The sequence below is a fragment of the Staphylococcus sp. FSL H8-0121 genome (assembly GCF_038008425.1).
Classification (GTDB): Bacteria; Bacillota; Bacilli; order Staphylococcales; family Staphylococcaceae; genus Staphylococcus; species Staphylococcus pasteuri.
Genome location: NZ_JBBOZB010000003.1, coordinates 110,502 through 124,989, shown reverse-complemented (window position 1 = coordinate 124,989; position 14,488 = coordinate 110,502). Strand labels below are relative to the sequence as shown.

16 protein-coding genes are annotated in these 14,488 nt (G+C 32.0%); 9 read left to right on the top strand and 7 right to left on the bottom strand.

The features are described 5' to 3' along the window. The 3 genes from mvaD (at position 1) to LFT63_RS10890 (ending at position 2,662) form a co-directional block, all read left to right on the top strand. Positions 1–984: a diphosphomevalonate decarboxylase gene (mvaD, locus tag LFT63_RS10900; RefSeq protein ID WP_340769156.1), complete on the top strand. Its 984-nt coding sequence runs from the start codon at positions 1–3 to the stop codon at positions 982–984. Between the two features lie 12 nt (positions 985–996). Continuing rightward, a complete protein-coding gene (locus tag LFT63_RS10895; protein ID WP_017636376.1) occupies positions 997–2,073 on the top strand; it encodes a phosphomevalonate kinase in 1,077 nt (358 codons plus the stop codon). Positions 2,074–2,320: 247 nt separating this feature from the next. Beyond that, on the top strand, positions 2,321–2,662 hold the full coding sequence (locus LFT63_RS10890) for a DUF1450 domain-containing protein (RefSeq protein ID WP_017636375.1): 342 nt from the start codon (positions 2,321–2,323) through the stop codon (positions 2,660–2,662). 42 nt (positions 2,663–2,704) lie between these two features. Here the strand turns inward: LFT63_RS10890 and merA are convergent, their stop codons facing one another. The 3 genes from merA to LFT63_RS10875 all read right to left on the bottom strand — a co-directional run bounded on the left by merA (position 2,705) and on the right by LFT63_RS10875 (position 5,235). Then, entirely contained in the window at positions 2,705–4,027 is a 1,323-nt protein-coding gene (merA, locus tag LFT63_RS10885) for a hypothiocyanous acid reductase MerA (protein WP_340769153.1), read from the bottom strand. Continuing rightward, complete coding sequence (gene hypR, locus LFT63_RS10880) at positions 4,014–4,457, bottom strand: redox-sensitive transcriptional regulator HypR (RefSeq protein ID WP_232159415.1); 444 nt, start codon at positions 4,455–4,457, stop codon at positions 4,014–4,016. The genes merA and hypR overlap by 14 nt, the downstream gene beginning before the upstream one ends. A 106-nt stretch (positions 4,458–4,563) precedes the next feature. Further along, on the bottom strand, positions 4,564–5,235 hold the full coding sequence (locus tag LFT63_RS10875) for a type 1 glutamine amidotransferase (RefSeq protein WP_029056385.1): 672 nt from the start codon (positions 5,233–5,235) through the stop codon (positions 4,564–4,566). A 121-nt stretch (positions 5,236–5,356) separates the two neighbouring features. Between LFT63_RS10875 and LFT63_RS10870 the strand changes: the two genes are divergently transcribed. The 5 genes from LFT63_RS10870 (at position 5,357) to LFT63_RS10850 (ending at position 9,794) form a co-directional block, all read left to right on the top strand. After that, entirely contained in the window at positions 5,357–6,295 is a 939-nt protein-coding gene (locus tag LFT63_RS10870) for an aldo/keto reductase (RefSeq protein ID WP_029056386.1), read from the top strand. A 211-nt stretch (positions 6,296–6,506) separates the two neighbouring features. Next, positions 6,507–7,046, top strand: coding sequence for a flavodoxin family protein (locus tag LFT63_RS10865; RefSeq protein ID WP_017636370.1), 540 nt, complete (start codon positions 6,507–6,509; stop codon positions 7,044–7,046). Positions 7,047–7,294: 248 nt separating this feature from the next. Further along, positions 7,295–7,771, top strand: a complete 477-nt coding sequence (locus tag LFT63_RS10860; RefSeq protein ID WP_017636369.1) for a GNAT family N-acetyltransferase — start codon at positions 7,295–7,297, stop codon at positions 7,769–7,771. Positions 7,772–7,914: 143 nt separating this feature from the next. Then, positions 7,915–9,213, top strand: a complete 1,299-nt coding sequence (locus tag LFT63_RS10855; RefSeq protein ID WP_070452652.1) for an HD domain-containing protein — start codon at positions 7,915–7,917, stop codon at positions 9,211–9,213. A gap of 74 nt (positions 9,214–9,287) precedes the next feature. Then, positions 9,288–9,794, top strand: a complete 507-nt coding sequence (locus LFT63_RS10850; protein WP_017636367.1) for a YwhD family protein — start codon at positions 9,288–9,290, stop codon at positions 9,792–9,794. 68 nt (positions 9,795–9,862) lie between these two features. On the opposite strand, the gene larC is transcribed toward LFT63_RS10850, so the two are convergent. The 4 genes from larC to larA are packed head-to-tail and all read right to left on the bottom strand — an operon-like array spanning position 9,863 to position 13,969. Further along, positions 9,863–11,041 carry a nickel pincer cofactor biosynthesis protein LarC gene (gene larC, locus LFT63_RS10845; RefSeq protein ID WP_070452650.1) on the bottom strand — a complete coding sequence of 393 codons (1,179 nt, stop codon included), beginning with the start codon at positions 11,039–11,041 and terminating at the stop codon, positions 9,863–9,865. 16 nt (positions 11,042–11,057) lie between these two features. Beyond that, positions 11,058–11,816: a nickel pincer cofactor biosynthesis protein LarB gene (gene larB / locus LFT63_RS10840; protein ID WP_340769147.1), complete on the bottom strand. Its 759-nt coding sequence runs from the start codon at positions 11,814–11,816 to the stop codon at positions 11,058–11,060. Between the two features lie 34 nt (positions 11,817–11,850). Next, a complete protein-coding gene (gene larE / locus LFT63_RS10835) occupies positions 11,851–12,675 on the bottom strand; it encodes an ATP-dependent sacrificial sulfur transferase LarE (protein ID WP_340769145.1) in 825 nt (274 codons plus the stop codon). 28 nt (positions 12,676–12,703) lie between these two features. After that, positions 12,704–13,969: a nickel-dependent lactate racemase gene (gene larA / locus LFT63_RS10830; protein ID WP_340769141.1), complete on the bottom strand. Its 1,266-nt coding sequence runs from the start codon at positions 13,967–13,969 to the stop codon at positions 12,704–12,706. 279 nt (positions 13,970–14,248) lie between these two features. Here larA and LFT63_RS10825 point away from each other — a divergent pair, with 279 nt between their 5' ends. After that, positions 14,249–14,488 (top strand): hypothetical protein, encoded by a 240-nt coding sequence (locus tag LFT63_RS10825; RefSeq protein WP_029056392.1) that lies wholly within the window; start codon positions 14,249–14,251, stop codon positions 14,486–14,488.

The following is a 14,488-nucleotide window of genomic DNA, read 5'->3' as shown; positions in this document are numbered from 1 at the left end:
TTGGCAAAAAGTGGCAAAGCGCGTGCACATACAAATATTGCATTGATTAAATATTGGGGAAAAGCTGACGAAAAGTTAATTATCCCTATGAATAATAGTCTATCTGTATCATTGGAAAAGTTTTATACCGAAACTGAAGTAACGTTTGACAGTGACTATCAAAATGATCAATTTATTTTAAATGGTGAAGAAGCCAATGAAAAAGAAACTAAAAAAATTCAATCTTATATGGATATTGTTAGAGAAGTAGCAGGTACAAATTTACATGCTCGTATTGATAGTCATAATTTTGTGCCGACAGCTGCTGGTTTAGCATCATCTGCAAGTGCATACGCAGCGCTCGCAGCAGCTTGTAATGAAGCTTTACAACTTCGATTAACAGATAAAGATTTATCTCGTTTAGCACGTCGTGGGTCTGGTTCGGCATCTCGAAGCATTTTCGGTGGTTTTGCTGAATGGGAAAAGGGTCATGATGACCAAACATCATATGCTCATCCAGTCGATGCAAATCATTGGGAAGATGATTTGTCTATGATATTTGTCGTTATCAATAATCAATCTAAAAAAGTATCCAGTCGTTCAGGTATGTCATTGACACGTGATACATCTCGCTTTTATCAATATTGGTTAGATCACGTAGATGAGGATATAGCTGAAGTTAAGCGCGCGATGTCATCTAAAGACTTTAAACATCTTGGAGAAGTGATTGAGGCAAATGGTTTACGTATGCATGCTACAAACCTTGGTGCTCAACCGCCATTTACATATTTAGTACAAGAAAGCTATGATGCAATGGCTATTGTTCACAAATGTAGGGAAATGGGATTACCTTGTTATTTCACAATGGATGCTGGTCCAAATGTGAAAGTCCTTGTTGAAAAGAAAAATAAACAAGCAGTGATTGAACAATTTAAAAAACAATTTGATGATTCAAAAATAATTGCAAGTGATATTATCGCTACAGGCGTTGAAATAATTAAGTAAGGAATTGATAGAATGATTCAGGTCAAAGCACCCGGTAAACTTTATATAGCTGGTGAATATGCAGTTACAGAACCAGGATATAAATCTGTGTTAATTGCATTAAATCGCTTTGTTACAGCAACAATCGAACCTTCAAATCAAGTTGAAGGTACAATTCATTCAAAGACATTACATCACGAACCTGTAACATTTTATAGAGATGAAGATAGCATCGTCATTTCTGATCCACAGGCAGCTAAACAATTAAATTATGTTGTTACAGCCATAGAAGTGTTTGAACAGTATGCTAAGAGTTGTGATATCCCTCTAAAACATTTTCATTTAACAATTGATAGTAACTTAGATGATGCTAATGGTAATAAGTATGGTCTTGGTTCAAGTGCCGCTGTGTTAGTCTCAGTTGTTAAAGTACTTAACGAATTTTATGAATTAGAATTATCTAATCTTTATATTTATAAATTAGCAGTTATTTCGAATATGAAATTACAAAGTTTAAGTTCTTGTGGCGACATTGCCGTAAGTGTTTATAGTGGCTGGTTAGCATATAGTACATTCGATCATGACTGGGTTAAGCAGCAAATCGAAACGACTTCAGTAAATACGGTATTAGACAAGAATTGGCCTGGTCTTCATATCGAACCATTACAAGCGCCAGAAAATATGGAAGTATTAATAGGATGGACTGGTTCACCAGCATCTTCACCACACCTAGTTAGCGAAGTTAAAAGACTTAAATCTGATCCCGCTTTTTATGGCGAATTTTTAGATAGTTCACATCAATGTGTTGAAAATTTAATCCATGCATTTAAAACTAACAATATTAAAGGTGTACAAAAGATGATTCGTCAAAATCGTCTTATCATTCGTCAAATGGATAATCAAGCATCAGTAGATATTGAAACAGAGAAATTAAAACATTTGTGTGACATCGCTGAGCAACATGGCGGTGCTGCTAAAACTTCAGGAGCTGGCGGTGGAGATTGTGGTATTGCCATCATTCACCAAAATGCTGACAAACAAAAGATATATGAAGAATGGACGTCTAATGGTATTAAACCTTTACTATTTAAAATATATCATGGGCAATAATGATATGAACCTTTTAAAATGATTGATTTTATCGTCGTTATAACAAATAACTTGATGATAAATATCTAATCTATTTTAGAAGGCTTTTTTATGAACAAAACGTTACATAGTTAAAAAGTAACTTGAATTTTTTGGTAAAAAGAGTAAAATAATTAAAGTTATATATAGATTAGGAAGCACAATTATAAAAATAGATAACTATTAAAAAGTAATAATACAAAAATATAGAAAGGTGGGCGATGACAATATGAAAAATAAATTTTTAATATGCGATGAATGTCAGGCAGTTAACGTTAAAACTTTGCAAAAGAAATTAGAAAAGTTAGACCCTGAAGCTGAAATAGAAATAGGTTGTCAGTCATATTGTGGTCCGGGTAGACGTAAGACTTTTGCATTCGTAAATAATCGTCCACTAGCTGCTTTAACTGAAGAGGAATTAATTGAAAAGGTTACTAAACAACTGAAAAAACCTCGAGATCCTGAAGAAGAAGAACGTTTAAGAAAACGTAATGAAGAACGTAAAAGACGTAAAGAAGAACAAGATAGAAAATTAAAAGAAAAACTTGAAAAGAAAAAAGCATTGAAATAATAGTAGAGAAGCCATCATATTAACGAATGATGGCTTCTTTCTTTATATGTTAAACAAATCGTTGAATGATTCTGTCATTGTTGGATGTGTGTAGATATTATCTCTTAAAACTTGATATGGAATGTTTTGATCCATTGCTAACTTAATTAGGTTAATCATTTCTTCTGATTCTTTACCATATAATGATGCACCTAAAATTTGATGATTTTCTTTATTAATGACTACTTTAAATAATCCTCGACTGTCATTATTAATTTTATGTCTAGGAATTTGATTGACGGGAAGTAGCTTGTCTATATAATTATAATTTGCTAATTTAGCTTGATCGCTAGTCATTCCAACTCGAGATAATGGTGGATCTATAAACATAGTATAAGGTATGAAACCTCTATTTTCTGTTGTACGATTTCCACCTCCATAAAGATGAGATTGTATAATACGATAATCATCTAATGATATATAAGTAAATTGCATGCCACCTTTAATATCACCAGCTGCATAAATATGTGCTACTGATGTTTGTAGATGTTCGTTCACTGCTATTGAACCATCTTTAGTTAATTGGATATCAGTATTTTCCAATCCTAAATCGACATTTGGTCTACGTCCTGTCGCAAGTAATACAGCATCAGATTCAAAGTCTCCTTGAGTGGTTTTAATAATGGTTTTGTCGACATCATCAATCAATTCAGTCGTATTAACATTAGTTAAAATAGTAACATCCTTATTCTCTAAGTCATTAATAATTGCATTAACGATGTCACTGTCTTCTCTAGGCATTAATTTTGAACCATGTTCTAAGATGGTTACTTTAGTATTTAAATTAGCGAACATAGAGGCAAATTCTAAAGCGATATAACCCCCACCAATGATTACTAAATGTTTAGGTTGATAAGATATATTTAATAAACCAGTGGAATCAAATAGATGTTTAGCATTATTGATACCTTTAATATTAGGAATATTTGCTTTAGCTCCAGTATTAATAATGATACGTGGGGCTGTAATAGTGTTAATGATGTCGTTGTTTTTATCTAATAAATGAACTTCAGTATTTGATTTAAATTGCGCTTTATAATTCAATACGCTTATATTTTCGTCGTTTGCTAAAAGTTGATAGTTTTTTTGATTTAATGCTTGTACAACTTCTTGTTTTCTTGAAAATGCATCATCAAATTTTGTACCTGCAATCCCGTCATGAACAAGTACTTTTGATGGGATACACCCTATATTGATACAGGTGCCACCATACATAGATTTTGATTGCTCTATCATTGCGACTTGTTGTCCTTGTGCTGCTGCGAATTTTGCTAATGTCTTCCCGGCTTTACCAAATCCAATAATAATTAGATCATATTTGTTCATTGATGTTGTCCTCCTGTTGTATTTGATGAACTATATCTTGGATAGTTATAGAACTATAGTAGTTTAATATATGATTTGCTTCTTGGTTTTGATGGTATGTCATTGTATCGGCAATATGTCTTGCTATGGTGCAATGACTTGATTGCTTCCCTGTAAAAATACGTTTTTGATTAGGTTGTTTATCTAACACAAAGTATTGATATAAGTCAGACAGTTTAACATGTTTTGTCATATCATTAGCCTGGTAGCCACCACTTTTTCCACGAATGGTGACAATATAATCGTGATAGGTAAGAAGCGTTGCAACTCGTCGTAATTGAACAGGGTTAATGCAAGTAAGTTCTGCTAATGCTGTACTGTGATATCTTTGATGATTATGTTTTGTTAAGAAAGCGAGCACATGAATCGCAATATTAAACTCTAAGTTCATAACATCCTCCAAAATGTAACTGTTATAGTTACATTAAATAAAAAAATTAATTAATAGTCAATGGGTATAAATTTGAAGAGATTAAAAGTACGATTTTTAATTAATCTTATGATTGCGTTATGAAATCTAATAATTTAAACATGACTTCTTTATTTTCCTCAGGTACATCATAGTTAATAATCTCTTGAGGCGTTTGATTTAATACAGAATCAACTGCATAAGTATAGTCATTAATAACGATTTCTTTAACGTCGTAAGGCCCTGGTTCAAAATGGAATTGTAATCCAATTACATTTTGATTTAGTAGAAAGCCTTGATTGTTTAAATGCTCACTTGAAAATAATAGCTCGGCATTTTTAGGTATTTGAAACATTTCTTCATGCCAATGTAAAGCCATTAATTCTTTTGGTAAGTATGGAATAGTATCAGTTTCTAGGTAAACTTTATCCCAACCAACTTCTTTCACTGGTGATTTACTTACTGTGTAGCCAATCGCTTTTGTAATTTGTTGTGCACCATAACAAGCTCCAAACATTGGCTTATTCACTTTTAATAAGTCTCTTATAAGTTCTCTTTCTTTATAAATCCATTCATCTGTATCATTAGGACTCATAGGCCCACCTAAGATAATAAGTAAATCTGTTTCGTCTGCAGTTGGTAATACACCGTTATAAAAATAGGGATGATAGATATATAAGTCATGGTTATTTTCTTTTGCCCAATCACCAATAGCTCCTACACCTTCATTTGGTGTATGTTGTAAAACATTAATTCTCATTTAATCAACTCCTTCTCATAGTTACTTTATAATATCAAATATTACTATATGAATGATACGTTTAATTTTAGGGTAAACATAAAGCATTAAAATACAATTCGCGGAAGGAGAGATGAATAGAATGGCTCAAGAAGTAACATTAGGTAAATCAGATGTTAAAGTATTTCCAATTGCACTAGGTACTAATGCAGTAGGTGGACATAATCTTTATCCAAATTTAGATGAAGAACAAGGTAAAGAAGTTGTTAGACAAGCGATTAATAATGGAATTACCTTACTAGATACAGCATTTATTTATGGTCCTGAACGTTCTGAAGAATTAGTTGGAGAAGTTGTGAAAGAATATCCAAGAGAACAAATCAAAATTGCTACGAAAGGTTCTCATTACTTCGATGAAAACAATGATGTACATCAAAATAATGATCCAGAGTTTATTAAACAACAAGTTGAAAACAGTTTAAAACGTCTTCAAACAGATTATATTGATTTATTTTATATTCATTTTCCAGATGATAATACGCCAAAAGATAAAGCAGTTGCAGCATTACAAGAATTAAAAGAAGAAGGAAAAATTAAAGCAATCGGTGTATCTAACTTCACATTAGATCAATTAAAAGAAGCAAATAAAGATGGTTTAGTAGATGTTGTTCAATTAGAATATAATTTATTGCATAGAGAAAATGAAGAAGTGATGGCATACGCTGCTGATAATCAAATTACATTCGTGCCATATTTCCCATTAGCGTCTGGAATTCTAGCGGGTAAATATGATGAAGATACAACATTTGAAGATCATCGTGCGACAAGAAGAGACTTTAAACCTGAGGTATTTAAAGATAATGTACGTCGAGTAAAACAGCTTACAGATATTGCTGAAGCTCATGATACAACTATAGCTAATGTAGTGTTAGCATTTTATCTTACTCGTCCAGCGTTAGATGTTGTTATTCCAGGTGCGAAACGTGCTGAACAAGTGGTAGAAAATATTGAAGCGGCTAACGTAAAATTATCACAAGACGAAATTGATAAAATCGATTCTTTATTTCCAATTAACAAATAAATAAACCAACCTTTTTTAAAATTAATCCCGTAAATAAGCTAAATATTGGCGATTTACGGGATATTTTAAATTTATATAATTCCAATTGATTAGATATAATAGTTAAAATTTTTTCATTCTCTGATACATATTTTTAACTTTAACGGGTAAAAAAACATATTGAATAGTTGAGCAACTTACTTAAAGAATAATAGATAAGGAGGAAAGGGTAATGATTACAGTTTTATTCGGTGGCAGTCGTCCAGAAGGAAACACAGCGCAATTAACGCAATACGCATTAGAAAATGTTGAACACCAATGGATAGACGTTACACAATATCAATTAAATCCAGTAAGAGATGTACGTCATAATGATAAGAAGATAGATTCATATCCAGATGATTATGAACAATTAATTAAAACTGTGCTAGAAAGTGATGTTGTCATTTTTGCGTCGCCAATTTATTGGTATAGTTTATCAGCATCATTAAAAGCGTTTATTGATCATTGGTCAGAAACAATGGTAGATGAAAGATATTCAGATTTTAAAGAAATAATGTCTAAAAAAGACTTTAGATTAATATTAGTAGGTGGAGACTGTCCAAAAGTGAAGTCTAAACCTTGTGTTGATCAAATGAAATATACATTAGAATTTATTGGCGGAGAACTCGCTGGTTACATTATTGGTACAGCTGAAAGACCTGGCGATATCATGAAAGACAATTACGCATTAGAAAGAGCGAGAGAATGGAATCATTTATTCAAACAATAGAATTAATGTAAATAACTTGTAGTACAATATAAGACCCTTCGCTTATGTATTAGTGAAGGGCTTTGTTATGTTTATAGTACTTCTTACAATACGAAGAATACAAAATATGAATTTTTATGAGTTGTTTTCATAGATAATTTTAAAAAATATATAAGTATATAAAATTAAATACGCTGCGTTAAATGAATACGATACATATATGATATAATGCATTTATTAATAACTTGTAATTGTTAGGGGAGACAAAAATGCATAGAGTCAGAGAAGCAACAAGTACAGATGCGATAGCGATTAGAGATGTAGCAACAAAAGCTTGGTATAATACGTATTTAAATATTTATGCTGCTAGCACAATCAATGAATTATTAGCAGCGTCATATAACGAAGAACATTTAAAGAAAAGAATGCAAGAGCAATTATTTTTAGTTGCAGAAGAAGATGAAGAAATTGTAGGTTTTGCCAATTTTATTTATGGTGAAGAATTATATTTATCAGCGCATTATGTACATCCTGAGTCTCAACATAAAGGCTATGGTACGTTGTTATTAGAAAAAGGTTTAGAGTCATTTAAAGGGAAGTATGACACGGTTTTCTTAGAAGTTGATAATCAAAATGATGAAGGTATTCATTTCTATAAAGAACAAGGGTTTGAAATTATAAGATCTTATCAACCAGAAATGTATGGGGAAGTCATGAATTTAGCATTAATGAAGAAAGTCTTTTAGTTCACAATTATTTTTATTTTAAAGAAAATTACAATGAATGTATGCTATCAATGATTATGACTACTTACTAAATTGAATAGAGTCTATAGAGTAAATGTTAGGGGACAAAAAAATATATGTCTCCCTTTAAAAGGAGGTATTTCATGACACAATCATCGTATGCAACGACGAAACTTGCAGAGGAAAAGGTATTCAAAGATCCTATACATAGGTATATACATGTTAAAGATCAATTGATTTGGGATTTAGTGAAGACAAAGGAATTTCAAAGATTACGTAGAATTAAGCAACTTGGCACATTATATCTTTCCTTTCATACAGCTGAACATAGTCGATTCGGACATTCTCTAGGTGTTTATGAAATAGTGCGTCGTATGATAGATGAAACATTTGAAGGTCGCGATGCATGGGATAACGAAGACCGTCCTCTTGCCTTGTGTGCTGCGTTGTTACATGATTTAGGTCATGGACCGTTTTCACATAGCTTTGAAAAGATTTTTAATACAGATCATGAAGCGTTTACTCAGGAAATTATTACCGGAAATACAGAAGTAAATGAAGTATTGAGTCGTGTTTCAGCTACATTTCCACAACAAGTAGCTGATGTAATTAATAAGACTCACGATAATAAGTTAGTCATATCTATGATTTCATCACAAATTGATGCAGACCGAATGGATTATCTACAACGTGACGCTTACTTTACTGGAGTATCATATGGTGCTTTTGATATGGAACGTATTTTACGTTTGATGAGACCTTCTAAAGATGAAGTTTTAATTAAAGAAAGTGGTATGCATGCAGTTGAAAATTTCATCATGAGTCGTTATCAAATGTATTGGCAAATATATTTCCATCCTGTCAGCAGAGGTGGAGAGGTATTATTAAATAACTGTCTGAAAAGAGCTAAACAACTATATAATGAAGGGTATCAATTTAAGAAATCACCTGAAGATTTTATACCATTTTTCGAAGGGACAATGACAATTCAACAATATGTTGATTTAGACGAAGCAGTTGTTATCTATTATTTGAAAAAATGGGTCGAGGAAGATGACATGATTTTGAGTGATTTATCACGTCGTTTTATTAATCGTGATTTATTTAAATATATTCCGTTTGACGGCTCAATAATAACAATTTCAGAACTTCAAGAGTTATTTGAAGCGGGAGGAATTAATCCTAATTATTACTTTGTGAGCGAGTCGTTTTCAGATTTACCTTACGATTATGATCGACCAGGTTCTAATCGTAAACCCATTCACTTACTAAGAAGAGATGGTTCAATTAGAGAGATTAGTAATCAATCATTAGTCATTAATAGTATTACAGGAATTAATAGAGAAGATTATAAATTATATTATCCAAAAGAATTGATTTTAAATATTAAGGATGAAGAGATAAAAGGTTCTATTATTAATCTTTTAAATGAATTAAATTAATCAATCGATTGATAGAAATTGTTTGCTCATTTAATATAGAATTCAGTTGGAAATTGTCAGAGGAGGTGGCCTACGTGTCAGAAAAGAAAGGTTTTAATTTTAATATTATTAAAAATGATCCCTTAGATGGACATAAAGGTACCAATATTGGTTCAATTACTTTAGATAATATTGCGCCAGTATTTATAGATGTTGCAAATCAAGAAGCTTTTATTGATATTGGTGGCATGCATGCACGTGCTAAAGTTGAAAAAGGTGTTAAATGGATTACCGACAAATCAGAAGTAGAAGGCGAAGAAGCAAAAGAATACTGGCTTTGTTGGGTTACTACTGAAAGAGGAGAACATGGCCCATATTACGCTGGTGTAACGGGATGCTATTTATTAGTAAATAAAAGCATTCGTCGTGGGTATAAAAGTATGCCTGAACATGTGAACATGATGGATAAATCTATGAAACATCAAATTATTATCGATCATATTGGTAAAGAGAATAAAAAAGTACTTAAAGACTTTTTACAAAATCATAATGAAGATATGTGGAATAACTCAAGCAAAGAATTATTTGACGCATTTGAATAAATAATTAATAAACCAACAACTTTCAAAATCATCCTTTGATGATGTGTAGTTGTTGGTTTATTTTTATATTATAAATTGAGTTGTTCAACCATACATTTAGTTATTTGTTGGTAAATAGTTTGAATATTTTGATTATACTTTTTGGCGATTTCTTTGATTTGATCAAATTCTGGTTTGGCTTTGATTAATTCATCATTTTTATAAGCTAATTTAACTGACACATTGCCATAAGGTGTTTCAATATCATGATATTGACGACTTAGAATACGACGGTTAACTGTATAGCTTCTAACACCTAATGTTGATGTATGTGTAAGTATGAAATCTTCAATAGTTGATTTATAATCTGGTTTACAAATAACTGTAAGTTGAGTAGCAGGGCGTTGTTTTTTCATAATAATTGGTGTGTAGAATATGTCCAATACCTTTTGATTTACAGTATTTTCCATTATATCACCTAACATTTCAGCGGTCATATCATCAATTTGACATTCTATGACCTGTACCTGGTCAGCTTCATTTTGTTGATCTAGCACTTCAAATTGAATGACTCTTAACACATTTGGAAAGTCGAATTCTTTGGTTCCGGCTCCATAACCAATGTTCTTCATTGTATTTGCAGGAAATGTACCAAACGAATTTACAAGGCTTTTAGCAAAAGCTGCCCCAGTAGGTGTAGTTAATTCACTAGATACATTAAACTGTGCTAAAGGTATTCCTTTTAATATTTCTGCAGTAGCTGGTGCTGGAATTGGATAAACACCATGTGCGATTTTTATTCGACCATTTCCTGTTGGAATAGGTGAGCAATAAAGAATATCTATGTCTAAAAGTTCTAGAGCAATACAGCCTCCAATAATATCAATGATTGAATCCATAGCGCCTACTTCATGAAAATGAACTTCGTCTACTGACATACCATGTATTTTAGCTTCAGCATGTGCAATAACATTGAAAATAGCTTTGCTACGCGTTTTAACTCTATCATTTAAAGTACTATTATCTATAATGTTATATATATCAGAAGCTTTACGATGATGGTGTGATTCTTCAAAATCAATTTTCAGTGACGTGGCTTGTATGCCTTGCTTCATTACTTTATTAAAATGTAATGAAAACGTATCGATGGGTAATTTTTTTAATTCATTTTCAATTTCCTGAGGGTTAGCACCTATATCTACAAGTGCGGATAATAGCATGTCACCAGCAATACCAGCATGACAATCTAAATACAATGCATTACTCATATTAGTGTCTCCATTTCTATTTATTTTCCAACATGTTTATAATCATCGAAGCATTATAACCAGCACCAAAACCATTATCTATATTAAGTACACTTGTTCCAGGCGCACATGAATTAATCATTGATAATAATGTTGTTATACCATTTAAATTAGCACCGTAACCTACACTAGTAGGAACTGCATAAACAGGATGATCCACTAATCCTCCGACAACGCTAGCTAATGCACCCTCCATACCTGCTATAACAATTGAAACGTGACCTTTACGTATATCTTGGATATGTTCAAAAAGGCGGTGAATACCTGAAACACCTACATCATAAAATCTTTGAACATTTGTACCCATGACTTCTGCTGTTAAGGCTGCTTCTTCAGCGATAGGTAAGTCCGAAGTGCCAGCACATAATACTGAAATGTACGCGTTTGATTTAGGTATAGCATCAATTGGGCTAGATATGATTTGTGCTAAATCATGATATTGTAATTGTGGATGCTTATTGATAATATATTGCGCTTTGTCATTATTCACTCGAGTTACGAGAATAGTTTGATTGGTATTAAGTAAACTTTCGATAATTTGATCAATTTGTTCTTTAGTTTTAACTTGTCCAAAGATGACTTCAGGGAAACCTTGTCTTTGTGCACGATGTAAATCGATTTTAGCAAAGCCCAATTCGTCGTAATGACGGAGTTGGGCTTTCGCTTCTTCTACAGATATTTGATTGTTGTGAACTTTATTTAGAATTTGTTCTAGTTGTTCGTTGTTATCTTTCATATTTTGACATCCTTATAATTATTAGAATTAATACTTAAAATTCAGATGACTTAGTGTTTATAACTTCGTTCATACTACCTGTACGATAACCTTCTAAATCGATAGTTACGTAGTCAAATCCTAGCTCTTTAAGTCTTAATGTAATATTTGTTTTATTTTGAATAACTGTAGATAACGCATCATCTTCTACTTCAATACGTGCTATATTTTGATGATAACGTACACGAACATTATTAACGCCTAGACTTAGAATATATTTTTCTGCTTCATTAACTTTATTTACTTTTGAAAAGCTTAAAGGTTCACCATATGGAATTCTTGAAGCTAAACTACATAATGCTGGTTTATTCCAAACTGGTAAATGATGTTGTTGACTTAAATCACGTACTTCAGATTTGTATAGCTCAGCTTCTTGAAGTACACTTCGAACATTAAATTCTTCTCTAGCTTTTAATCCAGGACGGAAATCTTCTAAGTCATCCATAATCATTCCGTCGATAACATAGTTAAATCCGACTTGTTTTCTGATATCTTCTAAATTGCTATACATCAAACGTTTGCTATAATACCAGCTTTCTGGTGTGTTTTTAATAATATTTTCATCATTCAATTCAGACATTTCAGCTTCTACTACATGAATACCTAAGCTATTACCAAGTTCGATAGCTTGGTCAAATTCTTCATTACGGAAAAGTTCAGATTTGACTACAACAGGCATTATATTTTCAGTTCCTAAATTGTCGATTGCTTTTTTAAGAACGAGACTACTATCTACACCACCAGAAAAGGCGATAACTACACTTCCCATATTGTTTAATAATTGATCTAATTTTTCTTCTTTATTGTTTATATTAGTCATGTTGAATTCCTCCTATAAGTAATTTAAATTATTCATTTTCTACGTATGGAATTGTTAATGGACCTTGAGGCATGACACCAATCGTTAATGGACGACCATACGATTCTTCTAATTCTTGTAACGTTTTTTCCATATCTGATGTAGGATTAAGCATTGAGTCTTTAAGTTGTTGGTCAGTTAACTCTGAATATACATATACATTGGCAAATGTTTGAATACTTGCTTGTTTTTGTACTTGCCATTGGTCAACTTCAGAAAAGTTAGGATCATGTATTAAATCTAAAATACCTTGAGGCGTATCTGCCATTTTGAAAATTTCAGCGAATTTACCATGATCTGGGAAACCATCTGCACATTCAGAAACCATAATAATATTACCGCCTTCTTTAACCACTTTACTTGCAGCACTCATACCTTTAACAGTTTGATAAAGGTTTTGGTCAAGTGGATAACCTGAGTTAGAGGCAATAACGACATCGAATCTTTGATCACATTTAAACATGGCATGTTCTTTAACATAGGCACAACCTTGTTTGTGTGCTTCAAAAACTTCTCCGGCAAATGCTGCAGTAATCTCTTTATCTTTGTTTAATGCAACGTTTAGCATAAAGTGTGGCTTACACATTTTATTTACTTCACGAGCCATATTTTGGACAGGATTATCATCTAAATTTCCCCATGTTGAACGAGGGTCGCCAATCATTTGGGCATTATGGAAAGTTTGAATGGTTTCAATTCCAGCAATACCTGGCATAATACCTTTAGGACCACCAGAAAAACCTGCAAAAAAGTGAGGCTCAATAAAACCAGTCACAATTTTAAAATCAGATTCTACATAATCTTTATTTAAATAAACATCACAACCATATTGACTATGGCCAACTTTTGTTAAGCTTTCTTCTTCATTACAATGATTGTGAACAATTTTAACAGTGTCAACAATGTCTTCGCCTAACATACTTATTAATTCTTCTCGTGTTTGATCTCTATGTGTGCCAGTGCCATTGATAATCACAAAGTTTTCTCGAGGTACATGACTTAACTCTTCCATTAATAACGGTACCAATATATGGTTAGGTGTAGGTCGTGTAATATCACTAATGACAATAGAAACTGTATCACTACTTTTAACCATGTCTTTTAAAGGTTTCGAGTTGGTAGGATGTTGTAATACATCTTTAATCGTTCCCTCTACATTTTCCACTGGATCAATATTTAAGGGTTCTATGACTGTGCTATCGTCAGGAACTTCAACATCTATTTCGGATTTCCCATATAATACTTTTGTTATCAAAATATTCCCCTCCGTTGTAGAAGCATTGAAATCTCTTCTTGTTTTTGTTCTGAATTGTTTGATTATTATAGTTAAATTATATCATAGGTATTGCAAAATTTTAATTTATGAAAGTATATAACTATTACCACCATTGAATTGTTCTTTTATATGTAAATGTAAATTTATGAATTAATATTTTGTTTTCTATATTTATATTGTAAAAAAAGATTAAATAGTATTAACAAATTCATCAAAAAAATGTATATTTAATGTAGATAAACATAAGGAGGCTAAAATATGCCTGAACAACAAAAAGATAATAATGCATTAGTTTTTATAATCCTTGGATGGGTATTTTCTGCGTTATCATTAATTGTATTACCAATTATTTTTGGTCCAGCAGGAATTGTGTTTGGTGCTTTAACAATTAGTAAAGGTAAAAAGACACACGGTATTATCATTATCGTCGCTGCAATAGTATTCACTATTTTAGGGTTCACTTTAGGATATATTATTGCATCAAATGCAGGTGCATAA

Coding starts and splice junctions, on each gene's coding strand:
- larE (WP_340769145.1), bottom strand. CDS start 12,675: ATGACTAATATAAACAATAAAGAAGAAAAATTAGATCAATTATTAAAC.
- LFT63_RS10860 (WP_017636369.1), top strand. CDS start 7,295: ATGCATAGAGTCAGAGAAGCAACAAGTACAGATGCGATAGCGATTAGA.
- LFT63_RS10825 (WP_029056392.1), top strand. CDS start 14,249: ATGCCTGAACAACAAAAAGATAATAATGCATTAGTTTTTATAATCCTT.
- LFT63_RS10895 (WP_017636376.1), top strand. CDS start 997: ATGATTCAGGTCAAAGCACCCGGTAAACTTTATATAGCTGGTGAATAT.
- LFT63_RS10870 (WP_029056386.1), top strand. CDS start 5,357: ATGGCTCAAGAAGTAACATTAGGTAAATCAGATGTTAAAGTATTTCCA.
- merA (WP_340769153.1), bottom strand. CDS start 4,027: ATGAACAAATATGATCTAATTATTATTGGATTTGGTAAAGCCGGGAAG.
- LFT63_RS10865 (WP_017636370.1), top strand. CDS start 6,507: ATGATTACAGTTTTATTCGGTGGCAGTCGTCCAGAAGGAAACACAGCG.
- hypR (WP_232159415.1), bottom strand. CDS start 4,457: ATGAACTTAGAGTTTAATATTGCGATTCATGTGCTCGCTTTCTTAACA.
- larC (WP_070452650.1), bottom strand. CDS start 11,041: ATGAGTAATGCATTGTATTTAGATTGTCATGCTGGTATTGCTGGTGAC.
- larB (WP_340769147.1), bottom strand. CDS start 11,816: ATGAAAGATAACAACGAACAACTAGAACAAATTCTAAATAAAGTTCAC.
- LFT63_RS10855 (WP_070452652.1), top strand. CDS start 7,915: ATGACACAATCATCGTATGCAACGACGAAACTTGCAGAGGAAAAGGTA.
- LFT63_RS10875 (WP_029056385.1), bottom strand. CDS start 5,235: ATGAGAATTAATGTTTTACAACATACACCAAATGAAGGTGTAGGAGCT.
- LFT63_RS10890 (WP_017636375.1), top strand. CDS start 2,321: ATGAAAAATAAATTTTTAATATGCGATGAATGTCAGGCAGTTAACGTT.